Source organism: Kineosporia mesophila (assembly GCF_021129235.1).
GTDB lineage: Bacteria > Actinomycetota > Actinomycetes > Actinomycetales > Kineosporiaceae > Kineosporia > Kineosporia mesophila.
In genome coordinates this window covers 125481-149508 of sequence record NZ_JAJOMA010000001.1, presented here as the reverse complement: position 1 = coordinate 149508, position 24028 = coordinate 125481, and the positions used below count along the sequence as shown (strand labels likewise).

The 24028-nt window shown below is 68.5% G+C and carries 21 protein-coding genes and 1 pseudogene; 11 read left to right on the top strand and 11 right to left on the bottom strand.

All coding sequences use genetic code 11. The features are described from left to right. The first annotated feature begins 3 nt into the window (after nucleotides 1-3). The 4 genes and pseudogenes from LR393_RS00660 (at nucleotide 4) to LR393_RS00650 (ending at nucleotide 4498) form a co-directional block, all read left to right on the top strand. Nucleotides 4-1281: a DUF1501 domain-containing protein gene (locus LR393_RS00660; protein WP_231480861.1), complete on the top strand. Its 1278-nt coding sequence runs from the start codon at nucleotides 4-6 to the stop codon at nucleotides 1279-1281. A 130-nt stretch (nucleotides 1282-1411) separates the two neighbouring features. Then, nucleotides 1412-3406: a protein meaA gene (locus tag LR393_RS00655; RefSeq protein WP_231480860.1), complete on the top strand. Its 1995-nt coding sequence runs from the start codon at nucleotides 1412-1414 to the stop codon at nucleotides 3404-3406. Nucleotides 3407-3538: 132 nt separating this feature from the next. Then, nucleotides 3539-3700: pseudogene (locus LR393_RS36850) on the top strand (type IV toxin-antitoxin system AbiEi family antitoxin domain-containing protein); the annotation flags it as partial. 18 nt (nucleotides 3701-3718) lie between these two features. Further along, nucleotides 3719-4498 carry a hypothetical protein gene (locus LR393_RS00650; RefSeq protein WP_231480859.1) on the top strand — a complete coding sequence of 260 codons (780 nt, stop codon included), beginning with the start codon at nucleotides 3719-3721 and terminating at the stop codon, nucleotides 4496-4498. A 67-nt stretch (nucleotides 4499-4565) separates the two neighbouring features. Here the strand turns inward: LR393_RS00650 and LR393_RS00645 are convergent, their stop codons facing one another. Continuing rightward, nucleotides 4566-5153, bottom strand: a complete 588-nt coding sequence (locus LR393_RS00645; protein ID WP_231480858.1) for a cob(I)yrinic acid a,c-diamide adenosyltransferase — start codon at nucleotides 5151-5153, stop codon at nucleotides 4566-4568. Nucleotides 5154-5338: 185 nt separating this feature from the next. Between LR393_RS00645 and murA the strand changes: the two genes are divergently transcribed. Further along, nucleotides 5339-6628: a UDP-N-acetylglucosamine 1-carboxyvinyltransferase gene (gene murA / locus LR393_RS00640; RefSeq protein WP_345718746.1), complete on the top strand. Its 1290-nt coding sequence runs from the start codon at nucleotides 5339-5341 to the stop codon at nucleotides 6626-6628. Here murA and LR393_RS00635 read toward each other — a convergent pair. Then, a complete protein-coding gene (locus tag LR393_RS00635; RefSeq protein ID WP_231480856.1) occupies nucleotides 6625-6972 on the bottom strand; it encodes a hypothetical protein in 348 nt (115 codons plus the stop codon). The two genes, murA and LR393_RS00635, sit on opposite strands and share 4 nt — an antisense overlap. 239 nt (nucleotides 6973-7211) lie before the next feature. Here LR393_RS00635 and LR393_RS00630 point away from each other — a divergent pair, with 239 nt between their 5' ends. Together LR393_RS00630 and LR393_RS00625 are read left to right on the top strand one after the other, a co-directional pair. After that, nucleotides 7212-7589, top strand: coding sequence for an STAS domain-containing protein (locus LR393_RS00630; RefSeq protein WP_231480855.1), 378 nt, complete (start codon nucleotides 7212-7214; stop codon nucleotides 7587-7589). A 99-nt stretch (nucleotides 7590-7688) separates the two neighbouring features. After that, nucleotides 7689-9581 carry a Na+/H+ antiporter gene (locus tag LR393_RS00625; RefSeq protein WP_231480854.1) on the top strand — a complete coding sequence of 631 codons (1893 nt, stop codon included), beginning with the start codon at nucleotides 7689-7691 and terminating at the stop codon, nucleotides 9579-9581. A gap of 138 nt (nucleotides 9582-9719) precedes the next feature. On the opposite strand, the gene LR393_RS00620 is transcribed toward LR393_RS00625, so the two are convergent. Beyond that, on the bottom strand, nucleotides 9720-10904 hold the full coding sequence (locus LR393_RS00620) for a hypothetical protein (protein WP_231480853.1): 1185 nt from the start codon (nucleotides 10902-10904) through the stop codon (nucleotides 9720-9722). Nucleotides 10905-11104: 200 nt separating this feature from the next. Here LR393_RS00620 and LR393_RS00610 point away from each other — a divergent pair, with 200 nt between their 5' ends. Then, the gene (locus tag LR393_RS00610) at nucleotides 11105-11812 is read left to right on the top strand and encodes a GntR family transcriptional regulator (RefSeq protein ID WP_269326446.1); all 708 of its coding nucleotides are present in this window, start codon (nucleotides 11105-11107) and stop codon (nucleotides 11810-11812) included. A 146-nt stretch (nucleotides 11813-11958) separates the two neighbouring features. Here LR393_RS00610 and LR393_RS00605 read toward each other — a convergent pair whose 3' ends face one another. Beyond that, the gene (locus LR393_RS00605) at nucleotides 11959-14142 is read right to left on the bottom strand and encodes an MMPL family transporter (RefSeq protein ID WP_231480852.1); all 2184 of its coding nucleotides are present in this window, start codon (nucleotides 14140-14142) and stop codon (nucleotides 11959-11961) included. Between the two features lie 134 nt (nucleotides 14143-14276). Here LR393_RS00605 and LR393_RS00600 point away from each other — a divergent pair, with 134 nt between their 5' ends. Genes LR393_RS00600 through LR393_RS00590 form a run of 3 tightly spaced genes read left to right on the top strand, consistent with a single transcriptional unit; the run spans nucleotide 14277 to nucleotide 17152 of the window. Next, the gene (locus LR393_RS00600) at nucleotides 14277-15602 is read left to right on the top strand and encodes a sensor histidine kinase (protein ID WP_231480851.1); all 1326 of its coding nucleotides are present in this window, start codon (nucleotides 14277-14279) and stop codon (nucleotides 15600-15602) included. After that, the gene (locus LR393_RS36075) at nucleotides 15599-16258 is read left to right on the top strand and encodes a response regulator (RefSeq protein WP_231480850.1); all 660 of its coding nucleotides are present in this window, start codon (nucleotides 15599-15601) and stop codon (nucleotides 16256-16258) included. The genes LR393_RS00600 and LR393_RS36075 overlap by 4 nt, the downstream gene beginning before the upstream one ends. 6 nt (nucleotides 16259-16264) lie before the next feature. Continuing rightward, complete coding sequence (locus tag LR393_RS00590; protein WP_231480849.1) at nucleotides 16265-17152, top strand: DUF4097 family beta strand repeat-containing protein; 888 nt, start codon at nucleotides 16265-16267, stop codon at nucleotides 17150-17152. Between the two features lie 330 nt (nucleotides 17153-17482). On the opposite strand, the gene LR393_RS00585 is transcribed toward LR393_RS00590, so the two are convergent. From LR393_RS00585 to LR393_RS00555, 7 genes are all read right to left on the bottom strand, one after another. Next, entirely contained in the window at nucleotides 17483-17929 is a 447-nt protein-coding gene (locus LR393_RS00585) for a DUF2550 domain-containing protein (protein ID WP_231480848.1), read from the bottom strand. 18 nt (nucleotides 17930-17947) lie between these two features. Continuing rightward, nucleotides 17948-18220 carry a F0F1 ATP synthase subunit epsilon gene (locus tag LR393_RS00580; RefSeq protein WP_231480847.1) on the bottom strand — a complete coding sequence of 91 codons (273 nt, stop codon included), beginning with the start codon at nucleotides 18218-18220 and terminating at the stop codon, nucleotides 17948-17950. A 124-nt stretch (nucleotides 18221-18344) separates the two neighbouring features. Next, nucleotides 18345-19808, bottom strand: a complete 1464-nt coding sequence (gene atpD, locus LR393_RS00575; protein ID WP_231480846.1) for a F0F1 ATP synthase subunit beta — start codon at nucleotides 19806-19808, stop codon at nucleotides 18345-18347. Between the two features lie 54 nt (nucleotides 19809-19862). Beyond that, the gene (locus LR393_RS00570) at nucleotides 19863-20756 is read right to left on the bottom strand and encodes a F0F1 ATP synthase subunit gamma (protein ID WP_231480845.1); all 894 of its coding nucleotides are present in this window, start codon (nucleotides 20754-20756) and stop codon (nucleotides 19863-19865) included. 34 nt (nucleotides 20757-20790) lie between these two features. After that, on the bottom strand, nucleotides 20791-22425 hold the full coding sequence (atpA, locus tag LR393_RS00565; protein ID WP_231480844.1) for a F0F1 ATP synthase subunit alpha: 1635 nt from the start codon (nucleotides 22423-22425) through the stop codon (nucleotides 20791-20793). Nucleotides 22426-22587: 162 nt separating this feature from the next. After that, nucleotides 22588-23421 carry a F0F1 ATP synthase subunit delta gene (locus LR393_RS00560; protein WP_231480843.1) on the bottom strand — a complete coding sequence of 278 codons (834 nt, stop codon included), beginning with the start codon at nucleotides 23419-23421 and terminating at the stop codon, nucleotides 22588-22590. Continuing rightward, nucleotides 23421-24005: a F0F1 ATP synthase subunit B gene (locus LR393_RS00555; protein WP_231480842.1), complete on the bottom strand. Its 585-nt coding sequence runs from the start codon at nucleotides 24003-24005 to the stop codon at nucleotides 23421-23423. Before LR393_RS00555 ends, LR393_RS00560 begins: the two co-directional genes overlap by 1 nt. Nucleotides 24006-24028 lie beyond the last annotated feature (23 nt).

Genomic DNA, 24028 nt, shown 5'->3' with positions numbered 1-24028 from the left:
TTCATGACGACGATGATCCCGCAGACGCCGGAGCAGATGCTGGACTGCGGCTGCCCGGAGAACCGCGGCGTCTCGCGACGCACCCTGTTCCGGATGGCCGCGGTCGGTGGGCTGACCACCGCCACCACCCTCTCCGGCGCCACCCTGGCCTTCGGCGCCCCGACCGGTACCGGCACGATGGTGGTGCTGTCGCTGCGCGGCGGGTTCGACGGCCTCTCCGCCGTGATCCCGCTCGGTGACGCCGCCTATGCCAAGGCCCGGCCCGGCATCAAGGTGGCCGCGGGGCAGGCGCACCAGCTCGACTCGATGTTCGGCCTGCACCCGGCCCTGGAGCCGGTGTTCAAGCTGTTCGAGAACGGCACGATGGCAGCGGTTCACGCCGTGGGTCAGGCCGATCCGACGCGATCGCACTTCGAGGCGATGGAAGAGATGGAGCGCGCGGCGCCCGACTCCAACCTGCGCACCGGCTGGATCGACCGCACCCTGGGCAGCCTCGGCAATCCCGGCGGTTTCGGCGGCACCCAGGTCGGGTCGGGGGCGATGCCCGACGCGATGATCGGGCCGAACATGAAGTTCGCGATGAACTCGATCGCCGGCGTGAAGCTCTCGGTCGGCGAGGACCTGGTGCCGCTGGCCCGGTGGCGCTCGGCGATGAAGACCCTGCACACCGGAGCCGCGCCGGAGCTGAAGGCGCCTCTCACCAACGCTCTCGGGGCCGTCGGCAAGATGGGCCCGCTGCAGAAGGCCACGAGCAAGACCGCCAAGGAGCTCGGCTACCCCGACACCGGCCTGGGCAACGCCCTGCACGACGTCGCCCGGCTGATCAAGGCCGACCTGGGCCTGCGGGTCGCGACCGTCGACTACGGCAACTGGGACATGCACGTGAACCTCGGCCGCTCCGACAGCGGGTGGATGTTCAACCAGCTGAAAGAGATGAGCACGGCCCTGGCCGCGTTCGCCGCCGAGCTGGGCACCGCGGGAATGGCGAAGACCAACCTGATCACCCTCAGCGAGTTCGGGCGGCGCCTGGAGGAGAACGGCTCCGGCGGCCTGGATCACGGGCACGGCAACGTGGTGCTGGCCCTCGGCGGCGGCCTGAAGAAGGGCGTGCACGGACGCTGGCCCGGGCTGGGTGCCTCGGCCCTGGTGGACGGCGACCTGGCCGGCACCACCGACTACCGGTCGATCGTGTCCGAGGTTTTGAAAAAGCGTGTCGGCGTGGACTCCACGACCGACATCTTCCCGGGCTACAAGGCCAAGACGGTTGGCTTGGTCGCGTAGTTACCGGAAGAGGAGACGGCGCCGGGCTGTGAGGAGCTCGGCGCCGTCTCTTTGGTAGGGCCGGACGTGTGGGGCCGGTCACCCCGGCACCCCTGATGTGCCCGCTGACCTGCTGCCTATCGTCGAATCCATGAGTGAGCGCGACCGGCCGTGGGTGATGCGGACCTACGCGGGCCATTCCAGCCCGGCGGAGTCCAACGCGCTGTACCGGCGCAACCTCGACAAGGGGCAGACCGGGCTGTCGGTGGCCTTCGACCTGCCCACCCAGACCGGTTACGACGCCGATGACGAGCTGGCGCGCGGCGAGGTCGGCAAGGTCGGGGTGCCGATCCAGCATCTCGGCGACCTGACGGCGCTTTTCGACGGAATTCCGCTGACCCGGATGAACACGTCGATGACGATCAATGCCCCGGCGATGTGGTTGCTGGCGTTGTACCAGGAGGTGGCGCTCGCCCAGAACAGCTCTCCGGAAGGGGTTCTGGAGGCGCTGACCGGGACCACCCAGAACGACATCGTCAAGGAGTACCTGAGCCGCGGCACCTACATCTTCCCGCCCGGCCCGAGCCTGCGCCTGACCACCGACACGATCGCCTACACGGTCTCGGCGATGCCGCGGTGGAACCCGGTGAACATCTGCAGCTATCACCTCCAGGAGGCCGGGGCCACGCCGGTGCAGGAGGTGGCGTTCGCCCTGAGCACGGCGATCGCGGTGCTCGACGCGGTGCGCGACAGCGGCCAGGTGCCCCCGGAGCGGTTCGGCGACGTGGTGCAGCGCATCTCCTTCTTCGTCAACGCCGGTGTGCGGTTCGTCGAGGAGATGTGCAAGATGCGGGCCTTCGTCTCGCTCTGGGACACCCTGACTCTCGAGCGATACGGAATTGAGGACGCGCGCCGGCGCCGGTTTCGGTACGGCGTCCAGGTCAATTCGCTCGGCCTGACCGAGGCCCAGCCCGAGAACAACGTTCAGCGGATCGTTCTCGAGATGCTGGCGGTGACCCTGTCGAAGGGTGCCCGGGCGCGGGCGGTCCAGCTGCCGGCCTGGAACGAGGCACTGGGCCTGCCCCGGCCGTGGGACCAGCAGTGGTCGCTCCGTCTGCAGCAGGTACTGGCCCACGAGTCCGATCTGCTCGAGTACGACGACCTTTTCGATGGCAGCCCGGTGGTCTCGGCCAAGGTCGCCGAGATCGTCGAGGGGGCCCGTCTCGAGATGGCCCGGGTGGCGGAGATGGGCGGGGCGATCGCGGCGGTCGAGTCCGGCTACCTGAAGTCGTCGCTGGTCTCCTCGCACGCGGCCCGACGGGCACGTATCGAGGCCGGTGACGACGTGGTGGTCGGCGTGAACCGGTTCACCAGCACCGAGCCCAGCCCCCTCACTGCCGACCTCGAAACCGCCGTGCAGGCGGTGGATCCGGCGGTGGAGAGCGCCGCTGTGCGAGCCGTCCGGGAATGGCGGGCGGCACGGGACCCGGAGGCCGTCGCGGCGGCCCTGCACCATCTGCGTGAAGATGCCTCCGGCTCGGCCAATCTCATGACCGCCAGCCTGGAATGCGCCCGGGCGGGCGTCACCACCGGCGAATGGTCGTCCACCCTGCGCGCAGTGTTCGGCGAGTACCGGGCACCGACGGGAGTCTCGTCCGCCGTCTCCCCCTCGGGAACCGGAACCCTCCTGACCCAGGTGCGGGAACGCGTCCTCAAGACCGGCTCGGAGATCGGCGCCCACCTGCGCCTGCTGATCGGAAAACCCGGACTGGACGGTCATTCCAACGGCGCCGAGCAGGTGGCGGTGCGGGCCCGCGACGCCGGTTTCGAGGTGATCTACCAGGGCATCCGCCTCACACCGGCCCAGATCGTCGACGCCGCCGTGGCCGAGGACGTCCACGCCATCGGCCTCTCGGTACTCTCCGGCTCACATCTGGAGGTGGTCCCGGAAGTCCTCCGCGGCCTCGCCGAGGCCGGGGCCGGTGACATCCCCGTGATCGTCGGCGGCATCATCCCCGAAGCCGACCGGCAAAAGCTCATCTCCGAAGGCGTTTCCGAGGTCTTCACGCCCAAGGACATAGACCTCACCGCCATGATGAACCACTTCGTCACCCACATCCGCAAGGCCCACCACCTCCCCACGTAGAGAAAACCCCCTTGTTCGTGATCATGCAAAACCTCCCCGGAGTTCTAGAACTCCCAGATCAACTTATCCACAGCCACCACCTCCTGTGGACAACCAAATCCGCCCCGGGAGCAAGATGGGCATGCTCACCCCATGCCTCCTACCCATCCGCCGACCCTCGTCTGGAGACGCCAACTCGAGACCTGCTTCGGCGCCGATCCCTTCACGTCAGGAGCGGCACTGACGCTGGGTATCACCTACTCCCGCCTGAACAGGCTTCTGGCATCGGGGCTTCTCGCCCGAGGCCGGCACGGTGTATATCGGCTGCACGAGATGCCGTCACTCCTGATGGCCCGGGCGCAGGAAGCCACCACCCGGATTCCCGGCGCCGTGATCGCCCGGCGAACGAGCGCCTGGTTCCTGGGCGAAGATGCGAGACCCCCGGCCGAGAAGACTGAGCTACCGATCGATTGCCTTGTCCCCCGGGGACGAATACCCAGCCGAAGCAATGACATCAACTGCTATCAGTCAGATCTGGCACCGGAGGACATCACCCGCATCGGCACGGTTCCCTGCACGACGCCGGCCCGGACCGCAGCCGACCTGCTCCGCTGGTCACCACCCCACATGGCACTGGCCTGCGTCGACCAGATGGCGCGCTCGGGCAGTGTCACTCCCACCGAGCTCACAGACGTACTGGCCCGCTGGCCGGGTGAGCGAAACGTACGTCGCGCCCGCCGGCTGGTCTCGTTCCTGGATCCGCGGTCGGAGTCGTACGGCGAGAGCTGGCTACGACTTCGCATAATCGACGCAGGCTTTCCGGCTCCAGAGACCCAGATCCCGGTCCTGGACGACCACGGCAGGGTTGTCTACCGCCTCGATCTCGGCTGGCGCCGATTGCGGCTGGCGATCGAGTACGACGGCGAGGAATTCCATACGAGCCCTCGTCAGGTCGCCGCCGACCTGCGCCGTCGTGAAGATCTGCGAGTGCGGTTCGGCTGGGAGGTCATCGGGGTGGGGCGGGGCGAGGTGCTCGGTCCAAGCCTTGCCCTGGAGCGTGGTGTCGGGGAACTGCTCAGCCTGGAGCCCCTGATCCGGCGGCGGTCATGGTGACATCACGCCGGACAGTTCTAGAACTCCGGGGAGGTTTTGCATGATCACGAACAGAGGGAGCGGCGACCTAACGATCCCCGCCCGGCACCCACAGCACATCCCCACCCGCGTCCACATTCACCACGCGGCACAGGATGAACAGCAGATCGCTCAGGCGGTTGAGGTACTTCGCGGTCAGGGGGTTGACCCCGCCGTCGGCCGAGGTGCCGTGGGCCTCCAGCGCCGCCCACACCGAGCGTTCGGCGCGCCTGGTCACCGTGCGGGCGACGTGCAGGTAGGCCGAGGCCGGGGAACCGCCGGGCAGGATGAACGAGCGCAGGGCGGGCAGGTTCTCGTTCCACTCGTCGCAGGCGGCCTCGATGCGGTCGACGTAGTCGGCGGTCACCCTCAGGGGCGGGTACTTCGGGGCCTGGGCCAGGGGCACGCACAGGTCGGAGCCCACGTCGAACAGCTCGTTCTGCACCCTCAGCAGCAGGGCGGCGATCCGGTCGTCCAGGGCACCGACCGCCAGCGCCACGCCGAGAGCGCTGTTCGCCTCGTCGCAATCGGCGTAGGCGATCAGCCGCGGATCGTTCTTCGACGTTCGGCTGAAGTCGCCCAGCGCGGTCGTGCCGTCGTCGCCGGTCCGCGTGTAGATCCGGGTCAGGTTCACCATCGGCCCAGCCTACGAGGGGCTCGGCACGACCACAGAAGAAACTTTGCGTAACGCGATGAACACACTCAGCGATAGGACCACCGAGGCCATACCGGTGCGTACGGAGCCGATCCGATGACGTACTGGCGGTGACGCCTGCCCGGATGTGGTTCGCGGCTCAGGAATCAGCCATACGATTCCGTTCCGTGGAAGCCTTCCGGATCGTTGGTGGATCGCCGCTGAAAGGCGGCGTGCGGGTTGCAGGCGCGAAGAACAGCGTGCTCAAGCTGATGTCGGCGGCCTTGCTGACCGAGGGGACGACGACGCTGTCGGACGTACCCGACATCCTCGACGTCCGGATCATGGTCAAACTCCTGACCAGACTCGGCTGCGGGGTGGACTACGTCGACGGCAGCGGCATGCTGTCGATCACCACACCGCACATGCCGGGGCACAAGGCCGACTACGACCTGGTGCGGGCGATGCGCGCGTCGATCAGCGTGCTCGGCCCGCTGCTCGCCCGGTGCGGCGCGGCCCAGGTCGCACTGCCCGGCGGTGACGCGATCGGCTCGCGGGGTCTGGACATGCACGTCTCCGGGCTGGAGACGCTCGGGGCCCGGATCGAGGTGCAGCACGGCTTTCTCGTGGCGAACGCACCGACCGGCCTGCACGGGGCGGAGATCCGGCTGGACTTCCCCAGCGTCGGGGCGACCGAGAACCTGCTGATGGCAGCCGTGCTCGCCGAGGGCCGGACGGTGCTCGACAACGTGGCCCGCGAGCCCGAGGTCGTGGACCTGTGCCGCATGCTGCGGCGGATGGGCGCCAAGATCGACGGGGTGGCCGGCTCGACGCTGGAGATCATCGGCACCGACAGCCTGTCCCCGGTCGAGCACCGCGTGGTGCCCGACCGGATCGTGGCCGGCACCTGGGCCTTCGCCGCGGCCATCACCGGCGGCGACGTGATCGTGCACAACGGCGAGCCGGGTCACCTGGAACTGGTCATCGACAAATTGGTGGACGCGGGGGCCGAGGTGATCACGCTGGCCGACGGTTTCCGGGTCAAGGGGCCCGAGCGGCCCAGGGCCGTGGACGTCGCGACCCTGCCCTACCCCGGCTTCCCGACCGACCTCCAGCCGTTCATGGTCACCCTCTGCGCGCTGGCCGACGGCGCGGCCATGATCACCGAGAATCTTTTCGAGGCACGGTTCCGGTTCGTGCAGGAGATCGCCCGGCTCGGCGCCCACGTGCGGATGGACGGCCACCACGCCTTCGTGCGCGGTGTGCCGCGGCTGTCCGGTGCGCCGGTCGAGGCCAGCGACATCCGGGCCGGAGCCGCGCTGGTGCTGGCCGGTCTGGTGGCCGACGGCGAGACGATCGTCTACGAGGCCGGGCACGTCGACCGTGGTTACGACCGCTTCGACCACGCCCTGCGCACACTCGGGGCCGACGTCCGCCGGTTCGAGGTCTCCCCGGACTCAGGCCCGACGGCCGGTTAGCGCAAACGGTCGGGCGGGGGCGGCGGCGCGGCCAGGATCGAGCGGGCGATCTTCTCGTCCTGCTCGAACACCATCAGCCGCGGCCCGTCGGTGGTCTGCACGAGCTTGCCGCGGATCTCGTTGGCGATCAGACGCAGCCGCAACTGCTCGCCCTCGATCATCGTGGCCGGCGTCGCGACCGGCACGAACAGCCCGTACTCCCGCTCGCCCCCCTGCTTCGGGCGGCGAGCGACGACCGACTTGCCCGAACTGAACGTCCAGCGCAGGAACAGCACCATCACGCCGAAACCGAGCAGGACGGTCAGGATCGACAGCAGGTAGGAGGTGCCGTCCCCGTACAACATGGGACCAGTCTCCCTGGGCACCCCCGGTGCCTGCCAGTGGGGCGCTCCGGTTGCCCGGTAATCGGCGCATGATAGAGCCGCGGCGGGTCGGTACTGGGCGCAACACGAATTCCGTGTCACAGTTAGTGAACGCCCTGTGACGTCGTACATCGACGCGGTCCGGGGCGGGGGTGACTTGGGGGGCACGCATGGGAGCACTGACGGGACCGCCAGATCCGCGGAAGCCGGCGGATCCGGAGATGTCCGCTGCCCCGAGACCCGGGCCCTCCGCGTCCAGCTCCTCGCTGACCACCTCGTCCAAAATCATCATCGAGGTGGTCACCCCAGGGGCACTGGTGCGGGTCGCGGGCCGTCTCGACGCCCGTTCGGCCCCCACCACCCGGTCGGTGCTGCACGAGGCGGTCGACTCCGGTGACGGCGAGCTCGTCATCGAGATGAACAAGCTGGAGATCTGGGACGGCACCGGCCTGGGTGTCATCGTCGGCACCAGCCGGCGTGCGCGTCAGTCGGGTCGCCAGCTCGTGCTCACCGGTGTGCAGGCGCGTGAGCTCCGGCTGCTGCGGGTCGCGCGGGTCACCTGGACCTCCTCGGTGCGCCCGGCGGCCCTCGTCGGCTGATCCTGCTTGTGGACGTCGGTGAGCCTCCGGCGCGCCCGTCACCCTGGGTGGCACTTGCCTGAAACAGACCTCGTCAACGCGCCGTGAGATGATCCGGCCGTGTCCCTGGCGATCGAGCTCGTCATCATCCTCGCCATCGCCGCCGGAACCGCTGGTCTTGCCAGCCGGTTCTCCCTGTCGGCCCCGCTCCTACTGACCGCCTTCGGGCTGGTGCTGTCGTTCGTCCCCGGCATGCCCACGCTGCCCCTCGAACCCGATGTGGTGCTCGAGGGTCTGCTCCCACCGCTGCTCTACGCCACCGCCCTGCGCACGCCGTGGGTCGACCTGCGCCGTAACAAACAGCCGATCGCCCTGCTCTCGGTCGGGCTGGTGCTGTTCACCGCGTTCGCCGTGGCGTTCGTGGTCAAGCTCGTGCTTCCCGAGGTGTCGTTCGCGATCGCCCTCGCCCTCGGCGCCGTGGTCGCGCCGCCCGATGCCGTGGCCGCGAGCGCCGTGGCCCGCCGGGTGTCCATGCCCCGTCGGGTGGTGACGTTGCTGGAGGGTGAGAGCCTGCTCAACGACGCGACCGCCCTGGTGCTGCTGCGCACCGCGATCGCCGCCATCTCGGGCACCGTCGGCGTGCTCTCCACCGGCGCGGACTTCGTCTGGGCGGTCGCCGGGGGCGCGCTGACCGGCTGGCTGCTGGCCCTGGTCGTGGCGTTCGTGCGGCACCGGGTGGAAGATCCGGTCCTGGACACGACCGTCTCGCTGCTCGTGCCGTTCATCGCCTACCTCGGGGCGGAGCAGCTGCACGGCTCCGGGGTGATCGCGGTGGTCGTCGCCGGGATCATGCTGGGGCACCGGTCGATCGAGATGCAGTCGGCGATGTCCCGGGTGACCGAACGGGTGATCTGGCGCACCGTGCAGTTCATGCTCGAGAGTGCGGTCTTCCTGCTCATCGGCCTGCAGCTGCAAGACCTGGTCACGGCCGCCCTGGAAGACGAGTCGACGCCCAACACCGATGTGCTGGTGCTCTGCGGCGCGGTGCTGCTGACGGTGATCGGGGCGCGGGCACTGTGGGTGTATCCCTCGGCCTACCTGCCCGGGCTCCTGGTCGGGCGGATCCGCCGCAACGAGACCCCACAGTCGCCCCGCAGCGTGGCCCTGGTCGGCTGGGCGGGCATGCGCGGCGTGGTCACCCTGGCCGCGGCCCTGACCATCCCCGAAGAGGTCCCCGGCCGCCCCGCGCTGGTCGTCGCCGCCTTCGCGGTGGTCGCGGGAACACTGCTCATCCAGGGCACGACACTGCCCTGGATGGTGCGCCGGCTGCGGGTCGTGGGCCCGGACCCGGCCCAGGACGCGCTGCAGGAAGCCCTGCTCCAGCAGCAGGCCGCCCACGCCGGGCTGGACCGGCTGGCCACCTCGAAGCGTTCCGGTGACGCGCCGGATGTGGTGGAAGGGCTGGAGTCGTGGGGCGAACGGGTGGCGAACGCGGCCTGGGAGCGCCTGGGCTCGACCGACGCCGAACGCGAGACCCCGGCGGCGGCCTTCCACCGGCTGCGGGTGAACATGCTCGAGGCCGAGCGGGAGGTGGTCGCGGCCGTGCGCAGTGACGGCTCGGTGCCCCACGACCTGGTCGAGCGGGTGCTGGAACGGATCGACCAGGAAGAGGCCATGCTCGACGGCTTCTCCACCGGCACGGGCCCCTCCGCCACCGAGCGCTCGTCGATGCTGACCAGCCCGAAGCCCGGGGCCTGCGAGCACCTGAAGGAACGCCCCCTCACCCGGGCCCCCGCGTCCCGCCCCGACGCCTGCCCGGACTGCGTGGCCCTGGGCGAGCGCACCTGGGTACACCTGCGCATGTGCCTGGACTGCGGCCACGTCGGTTGCTGCGACTCCTCCCCCCACCGCCACGCCGACGCCCACTACCGCGAGACCGGTCATCCGGTGATGCGCAGCATCGAGCTGGGCGAATCCTGGCGCTGGTGCTTCGAAGACGCCGAACTGGGCTGATCCCCTTTCCCCCTATTTTGTTCGTGATCATGCAAAACCTCCCCAGAGTTCTAGAACTCCAGGTCGGACAGTTCTAGAACTCCGGGGAGGTTTTGCATGATCACGAACAAGGTTTGACGGGCGCCTACACCTATCGGGTCAGCAGGGGCCCAGGTCTTTCCACTGGGCCGTCAGGCCCGGCTCGGAGCCCTGGGTCCACCAGTTCGCCTGCCAGAGATGGTTGCCGTGCTTGACCTTTGAGCCCTCCAGATAGACCTTCGACCACTCCCAGGCCGCGGCCTGGTTGCAGTTCGCCGGGTTTCCGGGGGTGGCAGTGGTGGTCGGGGTCACCGGCGGAGTGGTGGGGGGTGTGGTCACCGGCGGGGTGGTCGAGCACGGACCGGTGCCGACCGTGTCTTCGAAAGCCTTTCCGGCGCTGCGGTATCCGGCGGTGGCGCCGGCGACCTGGGCCGGGGTGAGCTCGGTGTCCTTGCTGTGGAAGAACCAGTCCACCTGCTCCTGGTACACGCTGTTGCCGCTGGTGTGAGCGGCCGTGTCGATGAACCAGAGGTTGAAGTTCACCGACATGTTCGCGCGCGGCCAGACCGGGAAGGTGCCGGTCGCGTCGTCGTAGGACTGGTCACCTACGAGAGTGCCGTCGATGTAGTACTTCACCTGCGAACCGGTCACCGTGGCCATCACGTCGTGCCAGCCGTCGATGCTGGTGCGCTGCTGATCGTGCGCGTTGTGGGCGACCCAGGGATCGTCCTGGTACCCGTTCCAGCTGGTCTGGTAATTGATCGGACCCTGCTCGCCCCAGCCACCGTTCGGCAGGTACTCGGAGAAGTCGAGCTCGGAGTAGGTGGGGTCGAAGGTCTGGTTCTGGGCCGGGCCGATCGCGAAGAACGTCTCGTTGACGTGATCACCGTCGGTGCCGGAGACCGGGGAGTCGTGGAACTTGATCCGCGCGGCGTACGTGCCGTTCTTGAACTTGCGCTCGGCGGTGAGAAATTCGGACTGCACGGTGCCGGACGAAGTGCCGTCGGTGCTGCTCTCCAGCTGGGCCACCTTCTGGCCGTCAACCGTCGGGAAGGTGATGTTCGAGGCCTTCCAGGTCGCCCCGGGCACGCCCGGGCCGCCGGCGTTGCCTCGGGCCGTCCAGCCGTTCGCGGTGAACTTCGTATCGGTGGCCGAGCTGTAGCTGAAATCGTCGAACAGCACGCCGCAGGTGTTCCCGGCGGCGTTCGCGGCGCCGCCTCCACCGATGACGGCCGCCAGCACGCCGCCGGCGAGCACTGCCGAGGCCGCTGACGCGACGAATCTTCTCTGGTGTTTCCCGGACATCACAGATCTCCTTCAGGGGGCGGGGATCTCGCGGAACAGAAACGCTCAAAACGGATGAACCGTTGGCAGAACGGTGAACTAACCAGTGGTAAATGTCAAGGGTCCTTACATTTCCCACTGGTCAGTTTGAGCGGCCGGATCCGGGCCCGGGTAGGTCATGATGAGGAGCCCACGTCGGCACGAGCGCAGGAGGAACCCCGATGAAGCGGGTCTGGGTCCGCGACCAGCTTCGCCAGCTCATCGACGACAACCCGCCGGGTGCGCTGATCCCGTCCGAGCGGGAACTGAGCGAACAGTTCGGGGTCTCCCGCCCGACCCTGCGCGCCGCGATCGAGGAGCTCGCGCGCGACGGCCTGCTGGTGCGGCACCCGGGGCGCGGCACCTTCACCAAGGTCCGGCCGGTGTCCCAGCCCCTGACGGTCAGACCGCCGGAGTTCGCCGTCCCACCCGCCGAGGGCACCTGGCTGAGCCGGGTCGAGGAGTTCACCGTGGCCGCGGCCGGTCCGAGACTCGGTGCCCGCCTGAATATCTCACCAGCGAGCGAAGCCCTCACAGTGCGCCGGCTCCGGATCACCGACGACGAGCCGATGGCGATCGAGCACATCAGCCTGCCCGCCGCCCTGGTGCCGGGCATCCGGCCCGACGACTTCGAGACCGGCTCGCTCTACCAGGTGCTGCGGCAGCGTTTCGGGGTCGCCGTCGCCACCGCCGTGCAGACCACCGAGGCCACGGTCACCGACGCCACCGAGTCGGCACTGCTCGAGGTGCCGGTCTACGCCCCGGCCCTGTTGTTCGAGCGAACCACGAAAGACGCCGACGGACGGGTGGTCGAGTACACCCGCTCGATCTACCGCGGCGACCGCTACCGGATCACCGCCCAACTCCGCCTCGACGACTCCAGCGGCTGACCCGCGTCCCCAAAGCCACCCACCCACTCCTTCGTGATCATGCAAAACCTCCCCAGAGTTCTAGAACTGTCCAGGAAGGAGTTCTAGAACGCCGGGGAGGTTTTGCATGATCACGAAGGAGTGGGCGGGGTCAGCGCATCCAAGGGCTAGTGAATAGTGGGCACCCACCGTGGCTTACGGTGTGCCCGCTCCCCCAGTGTCGCCAGCACCGCCGGCAGCAGGATCCCCCGCACCACGGTGGCGTCGATGAACACCGCGGTGGCCAGGCCCACGCCGAGCTGCTTCATCTCCAGCACCGACATCGTGGCGAAGATGGCGAACACCGCGACCATCACGGCGGCCGCACTCGTCACCGTGCCGGCACTGCGGGCCACGCCGATACGCACCGCGTCCCGCGCAGATGCGCCGCCCTGCCAGGCCTCCCGCACCCGGGAGACCACGAACACGTGGTAGTCCATCGACAGGCCGAACAGGATCACGAACATCAGTAACGGCAGCCAGGACGCGATCGAGCCGATCGAGGTGAAGTCGAGAAGGCCTTCGGCCCAGGTGTTCTGGAAGATCGAGGTGATCACGCCGTAGCCCGCGCCGACGGACAGCAGGTTCAGCAGCACGGTGGCCAGGGCCAGCCAGAGCGAGCCGAACGACAGCACCATCACCACGAAGGTCAGCACCAGCACGAACCCGACGACGGGCAGCAGACGGGAATCCATCCAGGCGGACAGTTCGGTGCCCATGGCCACACCGGCGAGGTGCACCTGCGAACCCTCGGGCAGCGAGCGCTGCACCGCCGGAACCACCGTGTCCCGTACCTCTTCCACTGCCAGAGCGGCCCGCTCGTCCGAATCGTCGTACCGGATCGGCAGATCCAGCACCGAGACGGTTCCGTCGAGCGAGGTCCGCACCACCGCCTCGTCCCCCACGACCTCACCGGTACCGACCGCCACCGGCCAGGCCTCCCGCAGGGCCGTGCGCACCTGCGCGGCACTCCCGGCCGGGGCTCCCACCACCACCTCGATGCTGGAACCCTGCTGCGGGAAGGCCTCGACCATCGTCGTCGTGGCCTTCACCGGGGGCAGGTCCTGCGGTAGCGACTCGACGCCCGGCAGCGAGGTGTGCATCCCGGCGGCCGGAACCGCCAGCGCGATCAGCAGGGCCGTCGCGGCGAGGGTCCAGATCAGGGGACGACGCGAGACCGCACCGGCCAGGCGGCCCCACGGGCCGTCGACACTGGCCTCGCGCCCCACGCGCCGGCCGATCAGCGGCAGCCGCAGCCACTCGATCCGGTCGCCGAGCAGCGACAACAGGGCCGGAAGCACCGTGGCCGAGGCGATCACGGCGATGGCGACGACGATCATGGCCCCGATCGCGAGCGAGGTGTAGAGCCCACCGGCGACGAGCATCCCGGCCATCGACACGACCACGGTGATTCCGGAGATGATCACGGCCCGGCCCGCGGTCAGCCCGGCCACCCGGATGGTGTCGCGGACGGCCAGACCGTGGGCGCGTTCCTGGCGGGAACGGCGGATCACGAAGAGCGCGTAGTCCACCCCGACCGCCAGACCGATGAGCAGCACGATGCTCTGGGTGTTCTGGTCGACCTCGTACCAGCGCGAGATCAGCGCGGTCAGCCCGAGGGCCGTGCCCACCGCCGCGACGCCCAGCAGCACCGGCACGAAGGCCGCCACCACCGATCCGAAGGCCAGCAGCAGGATCGCGAGAGTGACCGGCAGGCTGATCAGTTCGGCCTTGCGGAAGTCGCTCTCGATCTGCTCGCCGACCCCCGCGTTCAGCGATCCCTCACCGGTCTGGCCCACCTCCAGGTCCGGATGCGCGGCCGCGACCCGATCGGTGACCGGGAACAGCCGCTTCGCGGTGGCCTCGATCGCCTCGTCATCGTTCTTGCCCGCTGCCAGGTCGATCGGGACGAGCGCGGTGCGCGCGTCCGCCGAGACGACCGGCCGCCCCACCGCGGCCACTCCCTCCACGCCGCCGAACGCGTCCTTCATCTCCTGCCCGATCCGTGCGACCTGCCCGTCGCTCAGCGTTCCCCTCCGTGCGCTGATCACCACGTGCTCGGCCGGCTTCTCCCCGAAATCAGCTCCCTCCAGCAGTTTCGAGGCCTTGCGGGAGTCGCCGACGAGTTGCCCGGCACCCGTCGACGTGTGCAGCCCGCCCCCGAGCAGCACGACGCCGACGGCCACCACGATCAGCGCGGCGAGAAGGGTGCTCCAGCGGTGCCGGGCGCACCAGGAGGCGAGAGATCTTCGGGGTGCCCCGGGTTCGGGGCTCACGAGACGGTGACGCTCCGGGTCGGTCGTTGTGGTCATGGTGATCAAGCTTGAGGACGAAGCGACTGGCGATCATTGGTGCGTACCCCTCAGGTGGGGGTGGGGTTAACCCCACCCCCACCCGGGTGGCTCCGGTATGCCCGGGGACTCAAGATCACGCCTAACGTTGAGGGGTGAGCGAAACCTTTCGGCGGACGACGCCGTTCCCGAGCGGGCGTACCACCCTGACCTGGTGGTTACGCGGTTTCCCGGCGGTCTGTCACCTGGCGATCGACATCCTGGTCGCGGTCCTCTACCTGATCATCACCATTCTGCTGGTGGTGTTCCTGGTGCTGGTGCCGGTCTTCGGCATCGGTGTGCCCCTGGTGTTCGCGCTGCTGGCGATCGCCCGGGCCACCGCCCGGCTGGACCTGCTGCGACTGGAGGCGACGACGGGAGTTCCCCTGAGCTGGCGGCAACCCTCTCCCGAGACCGCGGAACGTCCTCTCCTGCGCCGGTATCTGCTCGACAACCGGTCCTGGGGGGCGGTCGCCTGGGTGGCGATCCAGGCGGTGTGGGGCCTGGTGACCGGCACCCTGGCGATCTGCCTGGCCTCGGTGACCCTCGGCCTGGTGAGCGCGCCGCTGTACATCTGGGCGCTGCCCGGCCGGCAGATGTACTGGCCCTGGGGTTCGGCCTCGTCGGGACCGTGGTGGCTGCTGCTCGTCTTCGGGGTCGGTGTGGTCGGCATGATGCTCACCCCGCTGGTCGCCTCCGGCCTGATCACGCTGAACGTGCTGATCGCCCGGGCCCTGCTCACCCGGGAGAGGTCCAGCGCCGAGCAGGTGAAGACCCTGAACCAGCGGGTGCAGACGCTGACCGCAACCCGCGCCGCCACGGTCGACTCGGTCGAGGCCGAGCGCCGGCGCATCGAGCGCGACCTGCACGACGGCCCGCAGCAGCGCCTGGTCGCGATCGCGATGGACCTGGGCATGGCCCGGGAACGACTGGAACGTGATCCGGAGGGCGCGCGCGACCTGATGAACAAGGCGCACAGCGCGGCGAAGGAGGCCGTGGTCGAAATGCGCCAGGTGGCACGGGGGATCCACCCGCCCATTCTGACCGACCGGGGACTGGACGCCGCCCTCTCCGCGCTTGCCGCCGCGTCCCCGGTTCCCGTCTCGGTCCGGACCGACCTACCCGCGCGCCCCGCCCCCACGGTCGAGGCCATCGCCTACTTCTGTGTGAGCGAGGGGCTGACCAATGTGGCCAAGCACGCCCGGGCCACCCGGGCCCGGGTGCTGGTGAACGGGGTCGACGACTGGCTGCGGATCGAAATTGAGGACGACGGTGTCGGCGGGGCGGCGACCGACGGTACGGGCACAGGGCTGCGGGGGCTGGCCGATCGTGTCGCCGCGATCGACGGCGCCGTGCACCTGTCCTCACCCGCCGGCGGACCGACCGTGCTCACCATCCACCTACCGATCAACCCCTCCGACTCTTCCGGGAGCTCTTCGTGACCGCCGTTCGTGTCGTACTCGCCGAGGACTCGGTGCTGCTGCGGGAAGGCCTGCTGCGCCTGCTCTCCGAGACCGGGTTCGAGGTGGCGGAGGCCTGCCCCGACGCCGAGAGCTTTCTCAAGGCGGTCGAGAAGCACCGGCCCGACCTGGTGATCGTTGATGTGCGGATGCCCCCGACCTTCACCGACGAGGGGGTGCGGGCCGCCCTGGTGGTGCGCCACCAGTACCCGCAGATCGCCGTGGTGGTGCTCAGCCAGTACGTGGAGGAGAACTACGCCACCGAACTGTTCGCCGCCCGCTCGAAGGGCATCGGGTACCTGCTGAAAGACCGGGTGGCAGACGTCGGTGAGTTCGCCGAGACGCTGCGCCGGGTCACCGGGGGCGGCACCGCACTCGACCCGGAGGTGGTCGCGCAGCTGTTCTCCCGCGCCACCCGGAAAGACCCGCTGAGCCGCCTCACCCCGCGCGAGCGGGAGGTGCTCGGCCTGATGGCCGAGGGCCGCTCCAACACCGCCATCGCCAGGGAACTGGTGATCGGCGAGGGAGCCGTGGAGAAACACGTCTCCAGCATCTTCGGAAAGCTCGACCTTCCCCCGGACGCCCAGGACCACCGCCGCGTCCTCGCCGTTCTTCGCTGGCTCGGCCAGGAGGCCTGACACATCATGACCACACTCACCACGCGGGAACCCGGCGCCCCGGCCCAGCCTCCCCGCCGGCCCAGTCCCTGGCTGGGGCCGATCCGCATCCTCGGAATCGCCCTGGGCGCCTGTCTCATCGGCGGCGGTGCGCTCACCGTGGTGGCACAGTTCGCCACCCGGGTGGAGAACGAGACCTTCTCCGTCGCCGACCCGATCACGGATTTGAAGGTGGACGTCGGCTCCGGCGATGTGCGGGTGTACGCCGATCCCTCCCTCACCTCCGTCCATGTCGACGTGACCACCCGCTCAGGCCTGGAGAAGGCCACCTACGCGCGGTCGGTGAGCGACGGGGTGCTGAACCTGACGGGGACCTGCGAGAGCAGCTGGCTGACGGCCGGGAACTGCTCCGTGACCTTCCAGATCACCGTGCCCGACGACATCACGGTGACGACGCGCACCGGCTCGGGACATCAGATCGTCACGGACGTCACCAAGGCGGTCACGGCGCGAGCCGGCTCGGGAGACATTCATCTCGACGGTCTGAGCGGTGACGTACAGGCCCGGACCGGTTCGGGCCGGATCAGCGTCTCCCGGCTCACCTCACCGAAGGCTCAGCTGCGCACCGGATCCGGTGACATCGATGCCGTCTTCGCCACCGGCGCCGGTGTGCTGAACGCCCGGGCCGCTTCCGGGGACATCACCGCCTGGTTCGGTGGCGCCCCCACCTCGGTGACCACGGCGACCGGATCGGGCGACGTGAAGATCTTCGTTCCCGACGACGGCACGAGCTACGACGTGAGTGGATCGTCGGGCTCCGGTGACCGGCACATCGAGGTCCCGACCGGTGGTTCGGACCGGCAGCTGGTCGCCCGGACCGGGTCCGGCGACGTGTGGATCAAGCACGGCGGCTGAGCGCCAAAAAGCGCCTGGACCCGTTCTGCCTGCAGTTTTACGGCCCATTCAGGAAATAGCGGAATGGTTGACCCTGAAAGCACCGAATTGGCCGTAAGAAATGGCGTGGAACGGGTTTCATGGATCGCCACCGGGGTATCACTATGAGCGAGGAGCAGCCGAAACCACTGCGACTCGGCCCTACGCCGGGAAGTGCGGCCGCCGAGAGGGAACATTCGCTACCCGGCGAATGAGGCGGCTGTACCGAACCCTGCGGAAAACATATGGAGGCCAGGTCGTCCACGCCGGATCAGGTGGGTCGAGTGCGTGGGCGACCCGGTTCAGAGAGGATCAGGCGCTGAACGGGGCGATACCCGGCGGTGTGGCTTCCAGCCAGGTGATGAAACCGGTGTAGTCAGACCTGGTCATGGCCATTTCCAGGTGCTCTTCGCCGTTGTACGTACATCTCACGATCACCGAGCCCGGCAGGATGGAGTTGATTTCCTGTTCAGCGGGCTGTTTCCACTCGACCAGAAAGAGCTGGGAGCGAACGAACACGCGGCTGGGGCGCGGGTTGACGGTGAAGATGCGGAACCACTCGAGAGTGTCTTCGCCGTACCGCGCGACGCCCAGGATCCAGGCGCTCGCGCGGCGCGGGTACTCGTGTCTGACCGAGCAGTCGAACGTGGCGCCGTTACGGGACAACAGGTAACGGCGCAGGATGAACAGTGCGAGGACCAGACCGAAGAGAACGAGGAGCGCGCCGAGAATCTCGAGCGGTGCGACCAGGTCTCCCAACTACGGCCGGGCCCTGGCTCAGACGGCCGAGTCGGCGAGGGCCGCGGTATCGGCCACCACGGTGACCCGGTCGTGGTCGATGGAGAGGAACCCACCGTCCTCGACCTCGGCGACCACCGTCGAGCCGTCTTCACCGCGGATCGTGACCTTGCCGGGAGCGAGCAGCGCGAGCGTCGGCTCGTGACCGGTGAGCACACCGATCTCGCCTTCGCTCGTCCTGGCGATCACCATGCGGGCGGTGCCGGACCAGACCTTCGCCTCGGCACTCACCAGTTCTACCTGGAGTGTCACGCCGGTTCCTCCGTGCTCTTGGACCCGTCGCACGCGCGACGTGGGGAAACAATATCGGTTCGGCGAGGCGGGTGCCGGGGGCCGGTACGAGAAGTGCCGACCCCCGGCACCGCGTCTGCGTGAATCAGGCGCCGGTCTTGCTCTGGATCTCGGCCCACTTGCGCTCGACGTCGTCGAGGCCACCGCACATGAAGAAGGCCTGCTCGGCGATGTGGTCGAACTCGCCGTCACAGATGCGGGAGAACGCGTCCACCGTCTCGTCGACCGGAACGGTCGAACCCTCGATGCCCGTGAACTGCTTGGCCACGTAGGTGTTCTGCGACAGGAACCGCTGGATCCGGCGGGCCCGGTTGACGACGATCTTGTCCTCTTCGGAGAGCTCGTCGATACCCAGGATCGCGATGATGTCCTGCAGCTCCTTGTTGCGCTGGAGGATCTGCTTCACCCGGACCGCGGTGTTGTAGTGCGCCTCACCGATGTATCGCGGGTCGAGGATGCGCGACGTCGAGGTCAGCGGGTCCACGGCGGGGTAGATACCCATCGACGCGATCTCGCGGGAGAGCTCGGTGGTCGCGTCCAGGTGCGCGAACGTGGTGGCCGGCGCCGGGTCGGTGTAGTCGTCGGCCGGCACGTAGATCGCCTGCATCGAGGTGATCGAGTGACCACGCGTCGAGGTGATGCGCTCCTGGAGGAGGCCCATCTCGTCGGCCAGGTTCGGCTGGTAACCCACGGCGGACGGCATCCGGCCGAGCAGTGTGGAGACCTCGGAACCGGCCTGCGTGAACCGGAAGATGTTGTCGATGAAGAGCAGCACGTCCTGGCTCTGCACGTCGCGGAAGTACTCCGCCATCGTGAGGGCCGAGAGGGCCACGCGAAGACGCGTGCCCGGCGGCTCGTCCATCTGACCGAAGACGAGCGCGGTGTTCGGGAGAACGCCGGCCTCTTCCATCTCGACGATGAGGTCGTTGCCCTCACGGGTGCGCTCACCGACACCGGCGAACACGGAGACACCACCGTGGTCGCGGGCGACCCGGGCGATCATCTCCTGGATCAGCACGGTCTTGCCGACACCGGCACCACCGAACAGGCCGATCTTTCCACCCTGCACGTACGGGGTGAGCAGGTCGATGACCTTGATGCCGGTCTGGAACATCTCGGTCTTGGACTCGAGCTGGTCGAAGGCCGGGGCCTTGCGGTGGATCGGCCAGCGCTCGGTCACCTCGAAGCGCTCGCCCTCTTCGAGGTTGAGCACCTCACCGATCGCGTTGAAGACGCGGCCCTTGGTGACGTCGCCGACCGGAACACTGATCGGGTTGCCGCTGTCGGACACGGACATGCCGCGCACGAGGCCGTCGGTGGGCTTCAGGGCGATGGCGCGGACCAGGTTGTCGCCGATGAACTGGGCGACCTCCAGCCAGAGCCGGATGTCCTCCCCGTTCAGCGCGTAGTCGATGTACAGAGCGTTGTACATCGCGGGCAGCTGGCCCTGCGGGAACTCGATGTCGACAACGGGGCCGATGACCCGGGCCACGCGGCCGACGCCGGCCTGGCCGCTGGTCGCACCCGTCTCGGTGACGGTGGCGGTCATTTCGCTCTTCTTTCTGTCATGGCTCGTGGCTCGGGCTGGAGGTCAGCTGCTGAATCAGCTGGCAAGGGCGTCGGCGCCGCCGACGATCTCACTGATCTCCTGGGTGATCTCGGCCTGACGCGCCTGGTTGGCCAGTCGCGTGTAGGTCCGGATCAGTTCCTTGGCATTGTCCGAGGCGGACTTCATCGCGCGCTGACGGGAGGCCAGCTCGGAGGCCGACGACTGCAGCAGCGCGTTGTAGATCCGGCTGTTCACGTACTTCGGCAGCAGCGCATCGAGCACCTCCGCCGGGTTCGGCTCGAACGCGTAGAGCGGCAGCAACTCGTCGGGAGCCGGGGGCTCGGTGCCCTCGACGACCTCGAGCGGCAGCAACCGCACGATCTCCGGCTGCTGCGTCACCATGCTGACGAACCGCGTGTAGACGATGTGGATCTCGTCGACGCCGCCGTCCTCGTAGTCCTGGAGGAAGGCATCGACCAGCGTGTCGCCGATCGTCCGCGCGTCCTCGTACTTCGGGGCATCCGAGAAACCGGTCCACTCCGCAGCGATGTCGCGCTTGCGGAAGCGGAGGAAGCCGACACCCTTACGTCCGGTGACGTACGTGGCGACCTGCTTCCCCTCGTCCTCCAGGCGCTCGCGCAGCTGCTCGCTCGCCTTGAGCGCGTTCGAGGAGTAGGCGCCTGCCATGCCGCGGTCGGCCGTGATGACCAGAACCGCCGCCCGGCGAACGCTTTCCTTCTCCGTCGTGAGGATGTGATCCACGTCGGAGTAGGTCGCGACCGCCGAGACCGCCCGGCTGATGGCCCGGGCGTACGGCGTCGACGAAGCCACGGACTGCCGCGCCTTGGAGATCCGGGACGAGGCGATGAGTTCCATCGCCCGGAAGATCTTCTCCAGGGAAGCGGTAGACCGGATGCGGGCCCGGTAGACCCTCTGCTGGCCTGCCATATCGCTTAGTTCTCCTTAGATCCGCGCGGGTGCGTCAGCGCTGCTGCCGGACGATCTGCTCCTGCGAGATGTCATCGTCGCCGGACGCCTCGTACTCCTCGGAACCCGCCACGATGCCCTCGTCGGAGCCGGCCTGGAAGAACTGCTTGAAGGACTCGATCTCCTTCTCCAGGCTGGCGCTCGTGTCGTCGTTGAACTGCAGCGTCTCGCCGATCGTGGTGAGCACGTCGGTGTTACGGCGCAGGTGGTCGAGGAACTCCTGCTCGAAACGACGCACGTCGCTGACCTCGACCGCGTCCAGCGCGCCGGTGGTACCGAGCCAGATCGAGACGACCTGCTCCTCGGTCGCGTACGGCGAGTACTGCGGCTGCTTGAACAGCTCCATCAGACGCTGACCGCGGGCCAGCTGCTGCTTGGAGGCAGCGTCCAGGTCGGAGGCGAAAAGTGCGAAGGCCTCGAGGGCGCGGTACTGCGCCAGCTCGATCTTCAGCGAACCGGTGACCTTCTTCATCGCCTTGGTCATGGCCGAGCCACCGACGCGGGAGACGGAGATACCGACGTCGACCGCGGGACGCTGGTTGGCGTTGAACAGGTCGGACTGCAGGAACAGCTGACCGTCGGTGATCGAGATGACGTTGGTCGGGATGTACGCCGAGACGTCGTTGGCCTTGGTCTCGACGATCGGCAGACCGGTCATCGAGCCGTGGCCCAGCTCGTCGGACAGCTTCGCGCAACGCTCCAGCAGGCGGGAGTGCAGGTAGAAGACGTCACCCGGGTAGGCCTCACGGCCCGGCGGGCGGCGCAGCAGCAGCGACACGGCGCGGTACGCCTCGGCCTGCTTGGACAGGTCGTCGAAGACGATCAGCACGTGCTTGCCGGCGTACATCCAGTGCTGACCGATGGCCGAGCCGGTGTACGGGGCGAGGTACTTGAAGCCGGCCGGGTCGGACGCCGGAGCGGCGACGATGGTCGTGTACTCCAGCGCGCCGGACTCTTCGAGCGAGCCCCGGATCGCCGCGATGGTCGAGCCCTTCTGACCGATCGCGACGTAGATGCAGCGAACCTGCTTGTCCGGGTCGCCGGACTCCCAGTTGCGCTTCTGGTTGATGATCGTGTCGATCGCGATCGTGGTCTTACCGGTCTTGCGGTCGCCGATGATCAGCTGGCGCTGGCCGCGGCCGATCGGGGTCAGCGAGTCGATCGCCTTGATCCCGGTCTGCATCGGCTCGTGCACCGACTTACGCTGCATCACGCCCGGAGCCTGGAGCTCCAGGGCGCGGCGGCCCTCGGCCTCGATGTCGCCGAGACCGTCGATCGGGGCGCCCAGCGGGTCCACCACGCGACCGAGGAAGGCATCGCCGACGGGCACGGAGAGAACCTCTCCGGTCCGCTTGACCTCCTGGCCCTCTTCGAGGCCGCTGAACTCACCGAGAACGACGACGCCGATCTCGTTGACGTCCAGGTTCTGGGCCAGACCCAGCGTGCCGTCCTCGAACTGCAGCAGCTCGTTGGCCATCACGCTCGGAAGGCCCTCGACCCGAGCGATGCCGTCAGCAGCCTCGGAAATGGTGCCGACCTCTTCGCGCGTCGCCGCGCTGGGGTCGTAAGACTGAACGAAGGCGTCCAGCGCGTCCCGGATCTCGTCCGGACGGATCGTCAGTTCCGCCATCTGGATCCCCTGCTCTCTCGTCGTTGTCCGGCGTGAGCCGGGCCGTGGGTCGTCATTCTTCGTTGCCACTTACTTTTGTTGCTACGTACCTAAGCTTCTACGCGTCCATCATCGCGCGCCGCGGCGGCTGCACCTGCCGATGGGAGATGCAGCCGGCCGCGGTCAGCCTGCGATGGTTCGCTTAGCGGTGTTCAGCCGGCTCAGGACCGTGCTGTCGATGAGCTCACCGGCCACCATGATGCGCAGCCCACCGATCACCTCGGGGTCGACGTCCAGGTTCACCCGGATGTCGCGACCGTAGAGCCGGCGCAGCGCGGTGCTGAGCCGGGCCCGCTGGCCCTCGGTGAGCGGTGAGGCGGCGACGACCTCGGCCACCAGCTGGCGGCGTCGGGCGGCGGCGGCCTCGAGGAACTTCTCCAGCACCTGCTCGACCCGGCGACCGCGCGGGGCAATCGCCGCCTGCTCGGCCAGACGGAGTGTCTCGGGCGCCACCTTGCTGCTCAGCAAGGCGTTGACCAGCTCGCGCTTGCGTTCGCCACCGGGGGTCCGGATCGCGAAGGCGTCACGCAGCGAGACGTCACCGGCGACCGTACGGCCGAACCGGAACAGCTCGTCCTCGACCTGGTCGAGACGCCCGGCCTTCTCGGCGCCGGACAGCGCGGCGGAGACCGCCAGGCCTTCCAGCGCCTCGGTGAGGTCGGCGGAGTTCGACCAGTGCGAGCGGACCAGTCCGGAGACCAGATCCTGGGCGGGTCCGGAGACCTTGCCCTCGAGCAGCCGCGCCACCAGGGCGGCGCGGTTGTCGGCCTCGCGGGACGACTCGGTCAGGGCCCGGCGCAGGGCGGCGTTGGAGGCCACCAGGTTCGTGACCCCGAACAGGTCCTCCGCGAGCCGGGCCGCGTCGGTACCGGCCGAGCTCAGCAGCAGCTCCAGCCGGTCCTGCCCGGCGGCGAGCGCCACCCGGCTCGGCCCCTGCATCCGCACCTGCGCCGCCATCAGGAGATCCTGCTGGTCGTTGCCGTGTCGGACTGCTCGAGTTCGTCCAGGAAACGGTCAATCACGCGCGACTGACGGGCCGAGTCCTGAAGGGACTCGCCGACGATGCGCGACGCGAGATCCGTTGCCAGGGCGCCGACATCGGACCGCAGCTGAACGACAGCCTGCTGCCGCTCGGCAGCAATCTGCGCCTCCGCCGAGGCAATGATCCGGGCCGCCTCGTTCTGGGCCTGCTCGCGCAGTTCCGCAACGATCTGCGTGCCCTGGACCCGGGCTTCCTCACGGATACGCCCGGCCTCGGCCCGTGCCTCGGCCAGCTGCGCCTGGTACTCGTCCAGGGCAGCGGCGGCTTCGGCCTGAGCCTGGGCCGCCTTCTCGATACCGCCCTCGATCTCGGCGGTGCGCTCGGCGTACACGGCTTCGAGCCGCGGCACGACGTACTTCCACATCACCCAGAAGACGATGGCGAAGAAGACAAGGCTGACGACAACTTCCGACGGGTGCGGAATCAGCGGGAGATATGTTCCCCAGCCGGTCGCCTGCTCGGGCTCGGTCTCAGCAGCGATGAGTACTAGCGAATTCATGGTCACCCTCCTTCCCGGTCAGA

What these genes read in the sequence shown, in the direction of transcription:
- LR393_RS00645 (WP_231480858.1), bottom strand. Translation starts at nt 5,153, where the DNA reads ATGGTGAACCTGACCCGGATCTACACGCGGACCGGCGACGACGGCACG.
- LR393_RS00555 (WP_231480842.1), bottom strand. Translation starts at nt 24,005, where the DNA reads ATGAATTCGCTAGTACTCATCGCTGCTGAGACCGAGCCCGAGCAGGCG.
- LR393_RS00620 (WP_231480853.1), bottom strand. Translation starts at nt 10,904, where the DNA reads ATGTCCGGGAAACACCAGAGAAGATTCGTCGCGTCAGCGGCCTCGGCA.
- LR393_RS00630 (WP_231480855.1), top strand. Translation starts at nt 7,212, where the DNA reads ATGTCCGCTGCCCCGAGACCCGGGCCCTCCGCGTCCAGCTCCTCGCTG.
- LR393_RS00635 (WP_231480856.1), bottom strand. Translation starts at nt 6,972, where the DNA reads ATGTTGTACGGGGACGGCACCTCCTACCTGCTGTCGATCCTGACCGTC.
- LR393_RS00660 (WP_231480861.1), top strand. Translation starts at nt 4, where the DNA reads ATGACGACGATGATCCCGCAGACGCCGGAGCAGATGCTGGACTGCGGC.
- LR393_RS00570 (WP_231480845.1), bottom strand. Translation starts at nt 20,756, where the DNA reads ATGGCAGGCCAGCAGAGGGTCTACCGGGCCCGCATCCGGTCTACCGCT.
- LR393_RS00605 (WP_231480852.1), bottom strand. Translation starts at nt 14,142, where the DNA reads ATGACCACAACGACCGACCCGGAGCGTCACCGTCTCGTGAGCCCCGAA.
- atpA (WP_231480844.1), bottom strand. Translation starts at nt 22,425, where the DNA reads ATGGCGGAACTGACGATCCGTCCGGACGAGATCCGGGACGCGCTGGAC.
- LR393_RS00655 (WP_231480860.1), top strand. Translation starts at nt 1,412, where the DNA reads ATGAGTGAGCGCGACCGGCCGTGGGTGATGCGGACCTACGCGGGCCAT.
- LR393_RS00650 (WP_231480859.1), top strand. Translation starts at nt 3,719, where the DNA reads ATGCCGTCACTCCTGATGGCCCGGGCGCAGGAAGCCACCACCCGGATT.
- LR393_RS00560 (WP_231480843.1), bottom strand. Translation starts at nt 23,421, where the DNA reads ATGGCGGCGCAGGTGCGGATGCAGGGGCCGAGCCGGGTGGCGCTCGCC.
- LR393_RS00610 (WP_269326446.1), top strand. Translation starts at nt 11,105, where the DNA reads ATGAAGCGGGTCTGGGTCCGCGACCAGCTTCGCCAGCTCATCGACGAC.
- atpD (WP_231480846.1), bottom strand. Translation starts at nt 19,808, where the DNA reads ATGACCGCCACCGTCACCGAGACGGGTGCGACCAGCGGCCAGGCCGGC.
- LR393_RS00590 (WP_231480849.1), top strand. Translation starts at nt 16,265, where the DNA reads ATGACCACACTCACCACGCGGGAACCCGGCGCCCCGGCCCAGCCTCCC.